Consider the following 13894-nt stretch of genomic DNA (forward strand, 5'->3'; position numbering starts at 1 on the left):
AGCACCATGATCCGCAGACTCGCCGAGGAGCTCCTGATCTTCCTCCTGCCGTTCCTCATGTTTGCGATCTATCTTGCGGTGAGTGGACGGCACCCGAAGAACCGCGAGCATTGGGAGGGTCAGGTCTTCCGCCTGACGCTCGGCGGAATCATCCTCGTCATCGTCACGCTGGTGGCCACGGGACTTTTGGGTGAGCGGCATCGCGGCGGCTACGTCCCGCCGCATCTGGAGAATGGGGAGGTGGTGCCGGGACGTTTCCAATGAGCGTTCGCTCCCTCGATCGGGACGCCCCCGGACGCCTCCTGGCGGAACCTGGCGTCGCCATCGTACTGGCCGCACTCGCCATGGACGGCGAGGAGACCCGGCTAGTCGGCGGCTGCGTCCGCGACGCCCTGCTCGGCACCCCGATCAGCGACATCGACCTCGCCACCACCCTTCCCCCCGCGACGATCATCGCTCGGGTAAAGGCGGCAGGATTGCGTAGCATCCCCACCGGGATCGAGCACGGCACGGTCACGGTGCTTGCCGCCGACACCACCTTCGAGGTCACGACCCTGCGTGAGGACATCGAAACCGATGGGCGCCATGCGGTGGTGCGCTTCGGCCGAGACTTCACCCTCGACGCCGCCCGGCGCGACTTCACGATCAATGCCATGTCGGTGGGCGGCGATGGCCGGCTCAACGACACCACTGATGGTTTTGCCGATCTGGCGGCCGCTCGGGTGCGCTTCATCGGCGATGCCCCGACCCGAATTCGTGAGGATGCTCTGCGCATCCTGCGCTTCTTTCGGTTTCACGCTCGCTACGGCATCGGGGAGCCGGACCGCGATGGACTCGCTGCCTGTATCGCGGCGCGCGATACACTCGACGGCCTGTCGCGTGAGCGCGTTCGGGCGGAGTTCCTGAACCTGCTGCTGGCGCCAGGTGCCCTGGCCGCGGTAACGACCTTGAGCGAGACCGGCCTGCTGCTGCGACTGATCGGAGGCGTGGGCGACGTCGAGCGCCTGAGGCGGGCCTCCGCGCGACGCGAAGACGCCCTTCCTATCGCTCCGAACTCACGGACCGATGCCATCGATCGACTGGCGGCGCTGGCGGTGTTCTCGACCGACGACGCCGACCGGCTCCGAATCGGATTGCGGCTTTCGAAAGCCGAACATGTGCGGCTATCCGACTACGCACCGGCGATCGCAGCACTGCACGACATATCGAGCATCGACAGTCCGTGCATGCGCCGTCTTGCGGCGATCCACGGCGTTCCCAGTCTAGCGCTGGCACTCCGTGTCACGCACGGCGAACCACATCCCCGCGTCGATGCCGCAGCGCTTGAAATACTCGGACGGATGGTTCTGGGAGAGGTGGCGCCGCCGGTCATGCCGCTTGCAGGAGCGGACCTCGTCGCGCGCGGGGTGCCGCCGGGTCCGCAGATCGGACGCAGGCTTGCACTGGCACGGGCGCTCTGGCTGGAAAAGGGCTGTCCGGAAGGCAGCGCGGCGCGCGACGCCTTGATCGAACGCGCGCTGGCCGAACCTTAGAAGTTCAGCGCGACCTTGGCGTCCTGGAGCTGGACGATCTGGCCGTTGAGCTCATCCCTCTTGGCATAATCTTCCGTGGCATCGCGCTGGAGTTCGACGGCGGCGATATCGCGGTCGAGAGATTCCGGCGTGATCTCCTCGAACGGATTGGCACGCTCTGCGATCACAGTGACGGAGGTCGGCCCGATATCGGCAAAGCCGCCGCGCACCAGGACGCGCTTACCGGCATGCCCGGCCTCGTTGATCACGATGATTCCGACCTTGAGGGCGGTGAGAACCGGGGCGTGACCTGGAAGCACGGTCATCTCGCCCTCGGCGCCGGGAAGCTGCACGGCCTCGACCTGGCCGGAATACAGCGTCCGCTCGGGGCCGACGAAATCGAACTGGAAGGTGGCCATAACGTCGCGAGTCCCGATTCGGATTGTCGTCTCTAGAACTGACGGCACAGCGGCCTGAGCCGTGCGCCGTCCTGTGTATCAGGCTCTGCGGCGCCCGGCGACGAAGCCGACCCCGAGACCGAGTGCTGCACCGATGACGGCGAAGATGCCGATATGCTGCATCTGGCCGGTGGTGAGGGAGCCGCCACTTGCCCCTGCCGGCCGGTCGCCTTGCACTTCAAGGCTGAACGAACCGACCTTGATCTCGGCGGCCTCGGGCCGGGTGAGATACCCGGCGAGGCCACCGACCACGAGGCCGACGAGGAGGAGACCGATCTTGGAGTTCAAGATCAGGCCGCCGCAGCGATCTTCTTCGCCTTTTCCTTGGCGTCTTCGATGGTACCGACCATGTAGAACGCCGCCTCCGGCAGGTCGTCGTAGTCGCCGTTCACGAGGCCCTTGAAGCCCTTGATCGTATCGGCCAGCGGCACCTGGATGCCCGGCGAGCCGGTGAAGATCTCGGCCACCGAGAAGGGCTGCGAGAAGAAGCGCTCGATCTTGCGAGCGCGAGCGACGGTGAGCTTGTCCTCTTCGGAGAGCTCATCCATGCCCAGGATCGCGATGATGTCCTGAAGCGCCTTGTAGCGCTGCAAGGTCTGCTGGACCTGACGGGCGACACTGTAATGCTCCTCGCCCAGCACGGCGGGGTTGAGCATACGCGAGGTCGAGTCGAGCGGATCCACCGCCGGGTAGATGCCCTTCTCGGCGATGGAGCGCGACAGCACGGTGGTCGCGTCCAAGTGGGCGAACGAGGCGGCAGGCGCCGGATCGGTCAGATCGTCGGCGGGCACGTAGATGGCCTGCACCGAAGTGATCGACCCCTTCGTGGTGGTGGTGATGCGCTCTTGGAGAGCGCCCATGTCGGTGGCGAGTGTCGGCTGGTAGCCCACCGCCGACGGAATGCGGCCGAGCAGAGCCGACACTTCCGAACCGGCCTGGGTGAAGCGGAAGATGTTGTCCACGAAGAACAGCACGTCCTGGCCCTGATCGCGGAAGTCCTCGGCGATGGTGAGGCCGGTGAGGGCCACGCGCGAGCGGGCGCCGGGCGACTCGTTCATCTGGCCGTAGACCAGCGCGCACTTGGAGCCCTCGGCCGAGCCGCCATTCTCCTTGGGGTCCATATTGACCTTGGACTCGATCATCTCGTGGTAGAGATCGTTGCCCTCGCGGGTGCGCTCACCGACGCCGGCGAACACCGAATAGCCGGAGTGCACCTTGGCGATGTTGTTGATCAGCTCCATGATCAGAACGGTCTTGCCGACGCCGGCTCCGCCGAACAAGCCGATCTTTCCACCCTTGGCGTAGGGGGCGAGAAGATCGACCACCTTGATGCCGGTGACGAGAATCTGCGACTCGGTGGACTGCTCGGCATAGGACGGAGCAGGCTGGTGGATGGCGCGCAGGGTATCCGACACGATCGGACCGGCCTCGTCGATCGGCTCACCGATCACGTTCATGATGCGGCCGAGGGTGTTGAAGCCCACCGGGACCATGATGGCCTGACCGGTATCGGTCACTTCCTGGCCGCGTACGAGACCTTCCGAGGTGTCCATAGCAACGCAGCGCACGGTGCTCTCGCCAAGCTGCATGGCGACTTCGAGGACAAGGCGATTGCCGTTGTTCTTGGTCTCAAGGGCATTCAGAATCTCGGGCAGGTGGCCTTCGAAGTGAACGTCGACCACGGGGCCGATGACCTGGGTGATGCGGCCGACCTTGCTGGAGCCGGCGCCGGGGGTAGCGGTGTTCGCCATGATACGGTCCTTCGATATGTTGCGGTCAGGGTGCCGGAAAGCCCTAGAGGGCTTCGGCGCCCGAGATGATCTCGATGAGTTCCTTGGTGATCATGGCCTGACGCGTACGGTTGTAGATCTGCGTCTGCTTCTTGATCATTTCGCCGGCGTTTCGCGTGGCGGAATCCATGGCGCCGGTTCGGGCGCCCTGCTCGGAAGCCGCGTTCTCGAGGAGTGCGCGGAACACCTGGACGGTGAGGTTGCGGGGCAGCAGCGTGTCGAGGATCGCCTCCTCGCTCGGCTCGAATTCGAGAGCCGCATCCGGTGCCGTAGCGCCAGTCTCGGGCAATTCGGCCGGGATCAGCTTCTGCGCGGTCGGCACCTGGGCGATCACCGAACGGAAGCGCGAGTAGAATAACGTCGCGACGTCGAACTCGCCGGCATCGAAGCGGGCGATGATGCTCTCGGCGATCTCGGCGGCGAAGTCGTAGTCCACAGGCTTGTTGCCACGCAGGTCACCGTTCTCGACGATCTGATCGCGATACTGGCGGCGCAGGAGGTCATAGCCCTTCTTGCCGACGGTGATGATCTTCACCGTCTTGCCTTCTGCAGTCAGTCTGCGGATGTGCTCGCGGGCCAGACGCGAGATCGAGGAATTGAAACCGCCGCACAGGCCGCGATCAGCGGTGCAGACGACGAGCAGATGAGTCTGCTCCGATCCGGTGCCGGAAAGAAGCTTCGGACCCTGCACGCCACCGACCAGGTTGGCGGCGAGGTTGCCGAGCACCTGGGACATCTTCTCGGCATAAGGGCGCGCGCTCTCGGCGGCCATCTGGGCGCGCCGCAGCTTGGCGGCGGCGACCATCTGCATCGCCTTGGTGATCTTCTGCGTACCCTTCACCGAAGCGATGCGGTTACGCAGATCCTTCAAACTCGCCATGGGGTGACTTCCAGATCCATCCGCTGCGGCTCAAGACGCGGCGCCCGGCTCACCGGGCGCCTGCATTCGCTGACGTTCGATCGGCCTAGACGGACCGATCGTGCCTCTCAGGCCATCGACTTGGCGACGCCCTCGACGACGCCCTTCAGCGTCTTGGCGCTCTCGTCGGAGAGATCCTTCGAGTCGCGGATCTTGGTCAGCAGATCGGCGTGCTTGGTACGCAGGGTCGAGAGCAAGGCGTCCTCGAACGGACGGACCTTGGAAACCGGCAGAGCGTCGAGGTAGCCATTGACGCCGGCATAGATCACCGCGACCTGCTCTTCCATCTTCAGCGGCGAGAATTGCGGCTGCTTGAGGAGCTCGGTGAGGCGCGAACCGCGGTTCAGAAGCTTCTGGGTCGAGGCGTCGAGGTCCGAGCCGAACTGTGCAAACGCCGCCATCTCGCGGTACTGCGCCAGCTCACCCTTGATCTTGCCGGCGACCTTCTTCATCGCCTTCGTCTGGGCCGAGGAGCCCACGCGCGAGACCGAGAGGCCGACGTTCACCGCCGGGCGGATGCCCTGATAGAACAGGTCGGTCTCGAGGAAGATCTGACCGTCGGTGATCGAGATCACGTTGGTGGGAATGTACGCCGAGACGTCGTTGGCCTGGGTTTCGATGACCGGAAGCGCGGTCAGCGAGCCGTTGCCGGCGGCGTCGCCCATCTTGGCGGCGCGCTCGAGCAGGCGCGAATGCAGATAGAACACGTCGCCCGGATAAGCTTCGCGGCCCGGCGGCCGGCGAAGCAGCAGCGACATCTGGCGGTAGGCCACCGCCTGCTTGGAGAGATCGTCATACACGATCACGGCGTGCATGCCGTTATCGCGGAAATACTCGCCCATGGCGCAGCCGGCGAAGGGGGCGATGAACTGCATCGGAGCGGCGTCCGAAGCGGTGGCAGCGATGACGATGGAGTATTCCAGGGCGCCGTTGTCCTCGAGGGACTTCACGAACTGCGCGACGGTGGAGCGCTTCTGGCCGATGGCGACGTAGACGCAATAAAGCTTGGCGTTCTCGTCGGTGCCCGCATGGGCCGGCTTCTGGTTGAGGATCGTGTCGAGGGCGATGGCGGTCTTGCCGGTCTGGCGATCGCCGATGATCAGCTCGCGCTGGCCGCGACCGACCGGGATCAGCGCATCGATGGCCTTGAGGCCGGTGGCCATCGGCTCATGGACCGACTTGCGCGGGATGATGCCGGGGGCCTTCACGTCGACGCGGCGACGCTCGGTGGTGGCAATGGGGCCCTTGCCGTCGATGGGATTGCCGAGTGCGTCGACGACGCGTCCGAGAAGCGCCTTGCCGACCGGAACGTCCACGATGGCGCCCGTGCGCTTGACGGTCTGGCCTTCCTTGATGTCACGATCGGATCCGAAGATCACGATGCCGACGTTGTCCTGCTCGAGGTTGAGGGCCATGCCACGCACGCCCGACTCGAACTCGACCATCTCGCCGGCCTGAACGCTGTCGAGGCCGTAGGCGCGGGCGATGCCGTCACCCACGGAGAGGACCTGGCCCACCTCGGTGACTTCGGCTTCCTGGCCAAAATTCTTGATCTGATCCTTCAGGATCGCGGAGATCTCGGCGGCGCGGATGTCCATCGTCGGGCCTCTTGTCGTTTTAAGAATGAATGGGGTCTGGAACGGGAGCGGTCGAGCCTGACGAGGCCGTTACCGGGCTTCCCGCATCGCAAGGCGAATTCCGTTGAGCTTGGTCCGCAGGGACGCGTCGACCATGCGACTGCCGATCTTCACAACGAGTCCGCCGATCAGGCTCGGGTCGATGCGCAGGTCGAGATCGATCTCGGCGCGGGCGACGTCGCGCAGGCTGGCCTTGATCTCTTCCAGGACTGCGTCGGACGGACGCTCGGCGACGCTCACCTCGGCGCGCACGATGCCCTTCGATTCGCGCACCAGAACCCGGAACGCGCGGATCATGTCGGGCAGCGCGAACAAGCGACGGTTCGCTGCCGCCAAGCGGATGAAATTGGCACCGAGACCGGACATCTCAGCCTTATCGAGGATGGCGCCGACGGCGGCTTCCTGCTCTGCGCCGGAGAAAACCGGGCTGCGCACGAGGCGGCGGAGATCGGCACTCTCCTTGAGCATCGCGTCGAACCGCTCGAGGCTCTGCGCAACGCCATCGACATCGCGCTCGTCGCGCGCCAGCTCGAACAGAGCGGACGCGTAGCGTGCCGCTACGCCTGCAACCGGGGAACCCGCCTCGGAACCGTTCTGCGCCACGCGCCGCTCTCTCTTTAAATCCGGCCTTAGGGTTCCGGCCTGGTCGCGCCTCATTCGGCGTGGGCTCTAAAACCGTCAGGATTGGGAACGTGCCGGTCTGCGCGAGTCATGAAAAACCCGCCCTTCCGGCGCGGCGAGGGCCTAGCATGCGTGTCCGGGGGGCGCAAGACGAAGAGGCCCGCGGCGAAGCTTTGCGCGACGCGGCGTGGAACGGTGCCAGATTCGGTGAGATCAAACGGTGGCGAAGGTGAGGCGCGGGAGCGCGCCTCAGCAGGCGATCCGATCACAGCGCCGCGAGGCGGCGATCATACGGGCAAGCGCCTTCGGGCCGGGGTGCCCCAGCAATCCGGTGTTGCCCAGCACGTAGGACGGCGTCGCGGTGAGCCCGAGATCGGCGGCCATTCGCATCTGCGCCTTGAGAGCGAGGCGGACCTCGTCGCTGTCTGCGATGGTTTCGAGTTCGGCCGCTGGAACCCCGAGCGTCGACGCTGCCTTCAGGGCGCCGAGTCCATCGATCTGGCCGGGTTTTGCCAACATTGTGCGATAGAGCGTCCAGGCCGCGGCAGAGCCGAGCTTGCGCTGAATCGCGAGTGCCACCTTCGCGGCCTGCGCCGATTGCGGCGACAGGATCGGGTTGTTGATAAGTCCGATCCGCAAGGCGGAATCGCTGCCCGCGAGCGACGCCATGTCGGCAGCGGCTTTCCGGCAATAGGGGCAGTTGTAGTCGAAAAACTCGTAGAGCGTGATCTCGGCTTCCGCCGGCCCGATATAGGTGACCCCGCGCAGAGCGGGAATCTCGCCGACGATCTCGCCGGGCAGGCGGGTGTTGGCGATGGGCCGGCCTTCGTCGTTGTCGACCTTGAAGGCCTGGCCGTAGCCCTGGGCGAGCGCGGCGCCGCCCATTCCAAAGGACGATGCCGCGGAAATCGCGAGGAAACGACGGCGGTCGATGCTCATGGGGCGGCCTGACAAACGATGGGGAACGGGGCGGGTTCTAGACCCGCCGGCTCCGTCAAGCCAGCCTCACCGCATCGCGCCGGGGCGATCGCCGACGGCCCAGGCCAGAGCCTGCTCCAGACGGTCGTTCCCCCAGAACAATTCGCCGTCGCTGGTCAGAAAGGTCGGTGCACCGAAGATGCCGCGCGAGCGCGCCTCCTCGCCGTTGACGCGCAGGCGTCCCTTGTTCGTTTCGGCCGCCGCCTGCTTGAGGATGATCGTCCCATCGAGACCGAGCCCGTCCAAGAGCGCTACCACCGCAGGCGGCTCGGCGATGGACTGCCCGCGCCCGAACTCAGCCTCGTAGACCGCTTTCGAGAACGGCACGAGCCAGTCGTGATCCATTCCGTAAGTGGCCGCACGGGTGGCGCTGAGGCTGTTTTGCGGGAACGGATCGGGCCGCTTCGGAGGCTCGAGCCCGAGGCGGGCGGCCTCGCGCTCCAGGTCGCGCCACATGTGTCGGCCCTTAGCCGGATAGAGATTGAATGGCGACGAATTCCAGCCCTGGGCGGCGAAGATCGGACCGACGAGGAACGGACGCCACCGAATCTCAACGTCCGCATCGGCCGCCAGCGACTCGATCCGCATGGCGGAGAGGTAGGAATAGGTGGAGGCGAACTCGTACCAGAATTCGAGGGTCGGCCGGCGCGGCATACGTCGAAACTCCGGGATTATGAGTAGGGGCAAGCTTCGCCCTTGGCGATGGTTCCGGCAAGACCGCCTGCTCTGGCAAGACCGCCTGTTGCCGCGTCCACCCGGTTCGAACGCGCCCGCGGCATGCCGGTTGCACCGATCGGCGCTCCGCTGGTAAGCCGCGATCGACCCCGCGCCCATGCCGCTCCAACGTAAGCGAGACCGATGACCGACGCGAACCCGAAGCCCGTCACCAAGGTCGTCCTCGCCTATTCGGGCGGCCTCGACACCTCGATCATCCTGAAGTGGCTGCAGACCACCTATGGCTGCGAGGTCATCACCTTCACGGCCGATCTCGGCCAGGGCGAGGAACTGGAGCCCGCCCGCAAGAAGGCTGAGCTCCTCGGCATCAAACCCGAGAACATCTTTATCGAGGATCTGCGCGAGGAATTCGTGCGGGACTACGTTTTCCCGATGTTCCGCGCCAATGCCGTCTACGAAGGCGTCTATCTCCTCGGCACCTCCATCGCCCGGCCGCTCATCGCCAAGAAGCAGATCGAGATTGCGGAACGGCTTGGCGCCGATGCCGTCTGTCACGGCGCAACCGGCAAGGGCAACGACCAGGTCCGTTTCGAGCTCGGCTACTACGCGCTCAAGCCCGACGTCACCGTCATTGCCCCGTGGCGCGAATGGGACCTGAAGAGCCGCGAGCAGCTCATCGCCTTCGCCGAGCAGCACCAAATCCCGATTTCCAAGGACAAGCGCGGCGAGAGCCCGTTCTCGGTGGACGCCAACCTCCTCCATGCGTCCTCGGAGGGCAAAGTTCTGGAAGACCCGGCCGACGAGGTCCCGGACTATGTCTATTCCCGGACGCTCTCGCCGGAAGAGGCGCCGGACACCCCGACCATCGTCACCATCGGCTTCGAGAAGGGCGACGCGGTGTCCATCGACGGGGTTGCGATGTCGCCGGCGACGTTGTTGGCCAAACTCAACGAGCTCGGCCACGACAACGGCATCGGCCGGCTCGATCTGGTCGAGAACCGCTTCGTCGGCATGAAGAGCCGCGGCATGTACGAGACACCCGGCGGCACGATCCTGTTACCCGCCCATCGCGCCATCGAGTCGATCACCCTCGACCGGGGTGCGGCGCATCTCAAGGATCAGATCATGCCGCAATACGCGGAGCTGATCTACAACGGCTTCTGGTTCAGCCCGGAGCGAGAGATGCTCCAGGCCCTCATCGACAAGAGCCAGGAGATGGTCACCGGCGAGGTGCGGCTGAAGCTCTACAAGGGCGGCATCCACGTCATCGGCCGCACGAGCCCGTACTCGCTCTACGACCAGGACCTCGTCACCTTCGAGGAAGGCGCGGTGGCCTACGACCATCGCGATGCGGCGGGCTTCATCAAGCTCAACGCGTTGCGGCTGCGGACCCTGGCGCAGCGGAAGAAGAAGCTGGGAGCGTAAGTCTCATCACTGAGCCCCTCTCCCCAATATGGGAGAGGGTCGCCCTTGCGATAGGGTCAGGGAACGAGAGCGTCATATCCGGAAAGGTTGACCGTTTTCTGGTCGTCCTGTCCGTTTCCGTCGGAAAATTGGGAGGGATTCGAGCCTGGAGTTACTCCGCAATCCAGGCGTCCCCAGATTGTGAAAACATCCCCGGCCCGAGATCGGCATACCGCAGGAAGATCTGCAGAGCCGGCTGCATCTCGTGGTGCAAGGTTGGTGTTTCGGTGGCACCACCATACGGATGAGCGATATCGATCGCCGGGATGTCGCGGGCGGCATCCCACACCACCTGGAGTGACTGGACGAGTGCGATATGCTCCGCGGTCACGTCGAAGGTGACGTGCTCGGGCGTCTCGCCGGTGGTCTCGTCGCGAAACACGTCGCCGACATCTGTGGAATCGAGCTTGGCCAGCGTGTTGTGATAGGCGTACCGCCCCGGCTTCAGCACGGCATTCGCCAAGAACGCGGCCAGCCCGTCGCCGAGGGCGCGATGCTCCTCGTCGGCGCCGTCATCGTCGCCTGTGACATTGAAGATATCGCCATCGCGGTCGGTGCTGCCGTAGGGCGCGTCCGGGTGGACGATGGGGGCGCCGTTCCCCTCTCGGTTCCAGGCGATCACCATCCGGCGGATCAGCGCGATGCGCTCGAGGGTGAGTTCGAAAGTCGCTGAGTTGGCCAAGTCGTGGTCGCCTTCGTAGTGCCTGTCCGGGGTTTTTCGAACGGCTCTATGGCACGAGTCGACGGGATGCGACACGCTCCTCAGCGTAAGCAGCCCATCAGGCCGGTGACGCCATTCGTCCGCGCCTGGATTCGTCCGGCGGCAGCGCGCACGCCTCGCGAGGGCAAGGCGGGGTTGCGCTGGATCGGGTTCGGCAGAACGGCAGCGAGCAGGGCCGCCTCGCCGCGCGTCAGGTCGCGAGCGGATTTGCCGAACCAGCGGCGTGCGGCGGCCTCGGCCCCGAACACCCCATCCCCCCACTCGGCGACGTTCAGATAAATTTCCATCATCCGGCGCTTGCCCCAGAGCGCATCGGCGACGAGGGCCAGGGGAATTTCCAAGGCCTTGCGGATGAACGAGCGGCCGGGCCACAGGAAGACGTTCTTCACCGTCTGCATCGAGATCGTCGAAGCGCCGCGGCTCGGCCCTTCGTCATCGTCGACGACATCGCGCAGCGCGCTCCAATCGACCCCGTTGTGCAGGCAATAGCGCTGATCCTCGGAGGCGATCACCGCCTGGACGAGGTGGGGCGAGATCGCCGACAGACCGACCGGATCCCGCTCCACGGGCCGCAGCGTCAACCATCGTCCGAGCATCAGGGTTGAGGGCGGGGTCAGCGCGCTATAGACGAGCGCAAGAACCAGCATGAAGGCAAGTGCGATGACGGGCAGGAGCATGACGAGGCCGACGATCCGGCGCGCACCCCACCCACGTCGCCGCTCGGCCCTTCGCGGCACAGTTGCCTGTCGCCCGGAGAGCTGCTTGCCCGAGACTTGTCGCAACGGCCGCTCAGCGCTCTCGTCCCTGTCCTGAATTCGAACCTCCCCCGCCCTCGACACGATCATCTTCCGAAGGCCCACCCGACGATGACTTCAACGCAAGGATCACACGCTTCGGTCAAGGCGGATGCCTCAGGCGATGCGTTTTCCCACAGGCTTGGTGCGGTAGCCGACACGGTGGAGGCCTATCTGGCCGACCGGCTCACTCCCGAGACGCAGGCGGGCGAGATCACGCGGCCGGTCCGCCTGATGGAGGCGATGCGCCATGCCGTGCTCGGCGGCGGCAAGCGTCTGCGCCCGTTCCTCGCCATCGAGACGGCACGGATGCTCGGCGGCGCGGAAGCCGGGGCGCTCGCCGCCGGCGCGGCGATCGAGTTGGTGCATTGCTACTCGCTGGTCCACGACGACATGCCGGCCATGGACGACGACGACCTGCGTCGGGGCAAGCCCACCGTGCACAAGGCCTATGACGAGGCCACGGCGATCCTGGTCGGCGACGCGCTCCAGACCCTCGCCTTCGAGCTCCTGGCCGATTCGACCTGGCAGCCGGACCCGTCCGTCCGGGCCGACCTCGTCCTCGGCCTCGCCAAGGCCTCAGGCCTCGGCGGCATGGTCGGCGGGCAGCTCCTCGATCTCGGTGCGGAGGGGCGGTTCGGCCCGGTCTCCCTCGACGTCGACGACACGCTCCAGCTGCAGGCGATGAAGACCGGCGCGATCCTGGCGTTCTCGGTGGAGGCCGGCGCCATCGTCGGCGGTGCGAGCGCCGACCAGCGCAAGGCGCTGCTGCGCTACGGCCACGCGCTGGGACAAGCCTTCCAGATCGCCGACGACATCCTCGACCGCGAGGCGTCTTCGGAGGCCATGGGCAAGGCCACCGGCAAGGACAAGGACGCCGGCAAGGCCACCCTCGTCGACCGTCTCGGTCTCGATGGGGCCCGCGCCGAGTGTGACCGGTTGGTGGGCGTGTGTGACGAGGCGGTGTCTTCCTGGGGTGCCAAGGCCGAGATTCTGCGCGAGGCCGCACGGTTCACAGTGGCGCGTAAGGTCTGAGACGTCTTCCCCGCCTCTGTCGCGGAGGGGCGAAGCTCAATATCGATGGCGCGGCGTGATAAACAGTGTCCGCTCGGACGCGAAACCTAAACGAGTTGATCCCATGACCACCTATAAGCTTCTCCTCCTGCCCGGCGACGGAATCGGCCCCGAGGTGATGGTTCAGGTCGAGAAGGTGATCGGCGCGCTCGCGGAAGCCGGTCTCGCGCATTTCGAGACCGAGCACGACCTCGTCGGCGGCTGTGCCATCGATGCGCACGGTGTGCCGCTCACCGATGCGGCCCTGGCGCGGGCGGATGCCGCGGACGCGATCCTGCTCGGGGCGGTCGGCGGCCCGAAATGGGCGGACGTCGCTTACGAGATCCGTCCCGAGGCCGGGCTGCTGCGCCTGCGTAAGGATCTGGGACTGTTCGCGAATCTGCGCCCGGCGATCTGCTACCCGGCGCTTGCCGACGCCTCGGCCCTCAAGCGCGAACTGGTCGAGGGTCTCGACATCATGATCGTGCGCGAGCTCACCGGCGGCGTCTATTTCGGCGAGCCCAAGGAGATCACCACCCTGCCCGACGGCACCAAGCGCGCCGTGGACACCCAGGTGTACACCACCGGGGAGATCGAGCGGATCGCCCATGTGGCCTTCGATCTCGCGCGCAAACGTTCGGGCCGGGTCGCCTCGGCCGAAAAGCACAACGTCATGAAGTCCGGGGTGCTGTGGAAGGAAGTGGTCACGGACGTCCACGCCGCGCATTACAGCGATGTCGCTCTCGAACACGTGCTCGCCGACAATTGCGCGATGCAGCTGGTCCGCCGCCCCAAGCAATTCGACGTGCTGGTGACCGACAACCTGTTCGGCGATGTGCTGTCCGACGTGGCCGCGATGCTCACCGGCTCTCTCGGAATGCTGCCTTCGGCATCACTCGGCGCGGTTGATGCGAAGGGTTCGCGCAAGGCGCTCTACGAGCCGGTGCACGGCTCGGCCCCCGATATCGCCGGTAAGGGCTATGCCAACCCCATCGCGATGATCGGCTCTCTGGCGATGTGCCTACGGTATTCGTTCGGGCTCGGTGACGCTGCCGATCTCGTCGATTCCGCGATCACCCGCACCTTGGCCGCCGGCATTCGGACCCGAGACATCGCTTCCGACGGCATGGAGGTGATCAGCACCGATGCCATGGGCGATGCCATCGTGCGCGAACTCGAACAGGCCACCGCCTGAGCCACCGCGGCGATGCAACAGTGACGCAAGACTGAAACGAAAACGGGCCCCGAAGGGCCCGTTCCGCTGCAGATCACT

At 65.7% G+C, this 13894-nt stretch carries 15 protein-coding genes; 5 read left to right on the top strand and 10 right to left on the bottom strand.

Annotation, left to right across the window (positions count from 1 at the left end; translation table 11 throughout):
- Window positions 1-6: 6 nt before the first annotated feature.
- Together G3T14_RS09695 and G3T14_RS09700 are read left to right on the top strand one after the other, a co-directional pair.
- Complete coding sequence (locus tag G3T14_RS09695; RefSeq protein ID WP_163642131.1) at window positions 7-264, top strand: DUF6111 family protein; 258 nt, start codon at window positions 7-9, stop codon at window positions 262-264.
- Window positions 261-1532, top strand: a complete 1272-nt coding sequence (locus G3T14_RS09700; RefSeq protein WP_163642133.1) for a CCA tRNA nucleotidyltransferase — start codon at window positions 261-263, stop codon at window positions 1530-1532. Before G3T14_RS09695 ends, G3T14_RS09700 begins: the two co-directional genes overlap by 4 nt.
- Here G3T14_RS09700 and atpC read toward each other — a convergent pair.
- The 8 genes from atpC to G3T14_RS09740 all read right to left on the bottom strand — a co-directional run bounded on the left by atpC (window position 1529) and on the right by G3T14_RS09740 (window position 8568).
- Window positions 1529-1930 carry an ATP synthase F1 subunit epsilon gene (gene atpC, locus G3T14_RS09705; protein ID WP_163642135.1) on the bottom strand — a complete coding sequence of 134 codons (402 nt, stop codon included), beginning with the start codon at window positions 1928-1930 and terminating at the stop codon, window positions 1529-1531. The genes G3T14_RS09700 and atpC overlap by 4 nt on opposite strands.
- Window positions 1931-2008: 78 nt before the next feature.
- Window positions 2009-2257, bottom strand: coding sequence for a hypothetical protein (locus G3T14_RS09710; protein WP_163642137.1), 249 nt, complete (start codon window positions 2255-2257; stop codon window positions 2009-2011).
- Window positions 2258-2259: 2 nt separating this feature from the next.
- Window positions 2260-3720: a F0F1 ATP synthase subunit beta gene (gene atpD / locus G3T14_RS09715; protein WP_163642138.1), complete on the bottom strand. Its 1461-nt coding sequence runs from the start codon at window positions 3718-3720 to the stop codon at window positions 2260-2262.
- Window positions 3721-3763: 43 nt separating this feature from the next.
- The gene (locus tag G3T14_RS09720) at window positions 3764-4639 is read right to left on the bottom strand and encodes a F0F1 ATP synthase subunit gamma (protein WP_163642140.1); all 876 of its coding nucleotides are present in this window, start codon (window positions 4637-4639) and stop codon (window positions 3764-3766) included.
- A gap of 107 nt (window positions 4640-4746) precedes the next feature.
- Complete coding sequence (gene atpA / locus G3T14_RS09725; RefSeq protein ID WP_163642142.1) at window positions 4747-6276, bottom strand: F0F1 ATP synthase subunit alpha; 1530 nt, start codon at window positions 6274-6276, stop codon at window positions 4747-4749.
- A gap of 69 nt (window positions 6277-6345) precedes the next feature.
- A complete protein-coding gene (locus G3T14_RS09730; protein WP_163642144.1) occupies window positions 6346-6918 on the bottom strand; it encodes a F0F1 ATP synthase subunit delta in 573 nt (190 codons plus the stop codon).
- A 267-nt stretch (window positions 6919-7185) separates the two neighbouring features.
- Window positions 7186-7875 (bottom strand): DsbA family protein, encoded by a 690-nt coding sequence (locus tag G3T14_RS09735; protein ID WP_163642146.1) that lies wholly within the window; start codon window positions 7873-7875, stop codon window positions 7186-7188.
- Between the two features lie 66 nt (window positions 7876-7941).
- A complete protein-coding gene (locus tag G3T14_RS09740; protein WP_163642148.1) occupies window positions 7942-8568 on the bottom strand; it encodes a 2-hydroxychromene-2-carboxylate isomerase in 627 nt (208 codons plus the stop codon).
- 204 nt (window positions 8569-8772) lie between these two features.
- Here G3T14_RS09740 and G3T14_RS09745 point away from each other — a divergent pair, with 204 nt between their 5' ends.
- Complete coding sequence (locus tag G3T14_RS09745) at window positions 8773-10014, top strand: argininosuccinate synthase (RefSeq protein ID WP_163642150.1); 1242 nt, start codon at window positions 8773-8775, stop codon at window positions 10012-10014.
- A 151-nt stretch (window positions 10015-10165) separates the two neighbouring features.
- Here the strand turns inward: G3T14_RS09745 and G3T14_RS09750 are convergent, their stop codons facing one another.
- Window positions 10166-10735: a hypothetical protein gene (locus G3T14_RS09750; protein ID WP_163642152.1), complete on the bottom strand. Its 570-nt coding sequence runs from the start codon at window positions 10733-10735 to the stop codon at window positions 10166-10168.
- Window positions 10736-10815: 80 nt separating this feature from the next.
- Window positions 10816-11451 carry a monofunctional biosynthetic peptidoglycan transglycosylase gene (mtgA, locus tag G3T14_RS09755; RefSeq protein ID WP_246733162.1) on the bottom strand — a complete coding sequence of 212 codons (636 nt, stop codon included), beginning with the start codon at window positions 11449-11451 and terminating at the stop codon, window positions 10816-10818.
- A 189-nt stretch (window positions 11452-11640) separates the two neighbouring features.
- On the opposite strand from mtgA, the gene G3T14_RS09760 reads away from it, so the two are divergent.
- Both G3T14_RS09760 and leuB read left to right on the top strand, forming a co-directional pair.
- The gene (locus G3T14_RS09760; RefSeq protein ID WP_163642156.1) at window positions 11641-12603 is read left to right on the top strand and encodes a polyprenyl synthetase family protein; all 963 of its coding nucleotides are present in this window, start codon (window positions 11641-11643) and stop codon (window positions 12601-12603) included.
- 103 nt (window positions 12604-12706) lie between these two features.
- Window positions 12707-13816, top strand: coding sequence for a 3-isopropylmalate dehydrogenase (leuB, locus tag G3T14_RS09765; RefSeq protein WP_163642157.1), 1110 nt, complete (start codon window positions 12707-12709; stop codon window positions 13814-13816).
- Window positions 13817-13894: the final 78 nt, after the last annotated feature.

Origin of the sequence: Methylobacterium sp. BTF04, from assembly GCF_010692745.1 — a bacterium.
Taxonomy (GTDB): Bacteria; Pseudomonadota; Alphaproteobacteria; order Rhizobiales; family Beijerinckiaceae; genus Methylobacterium.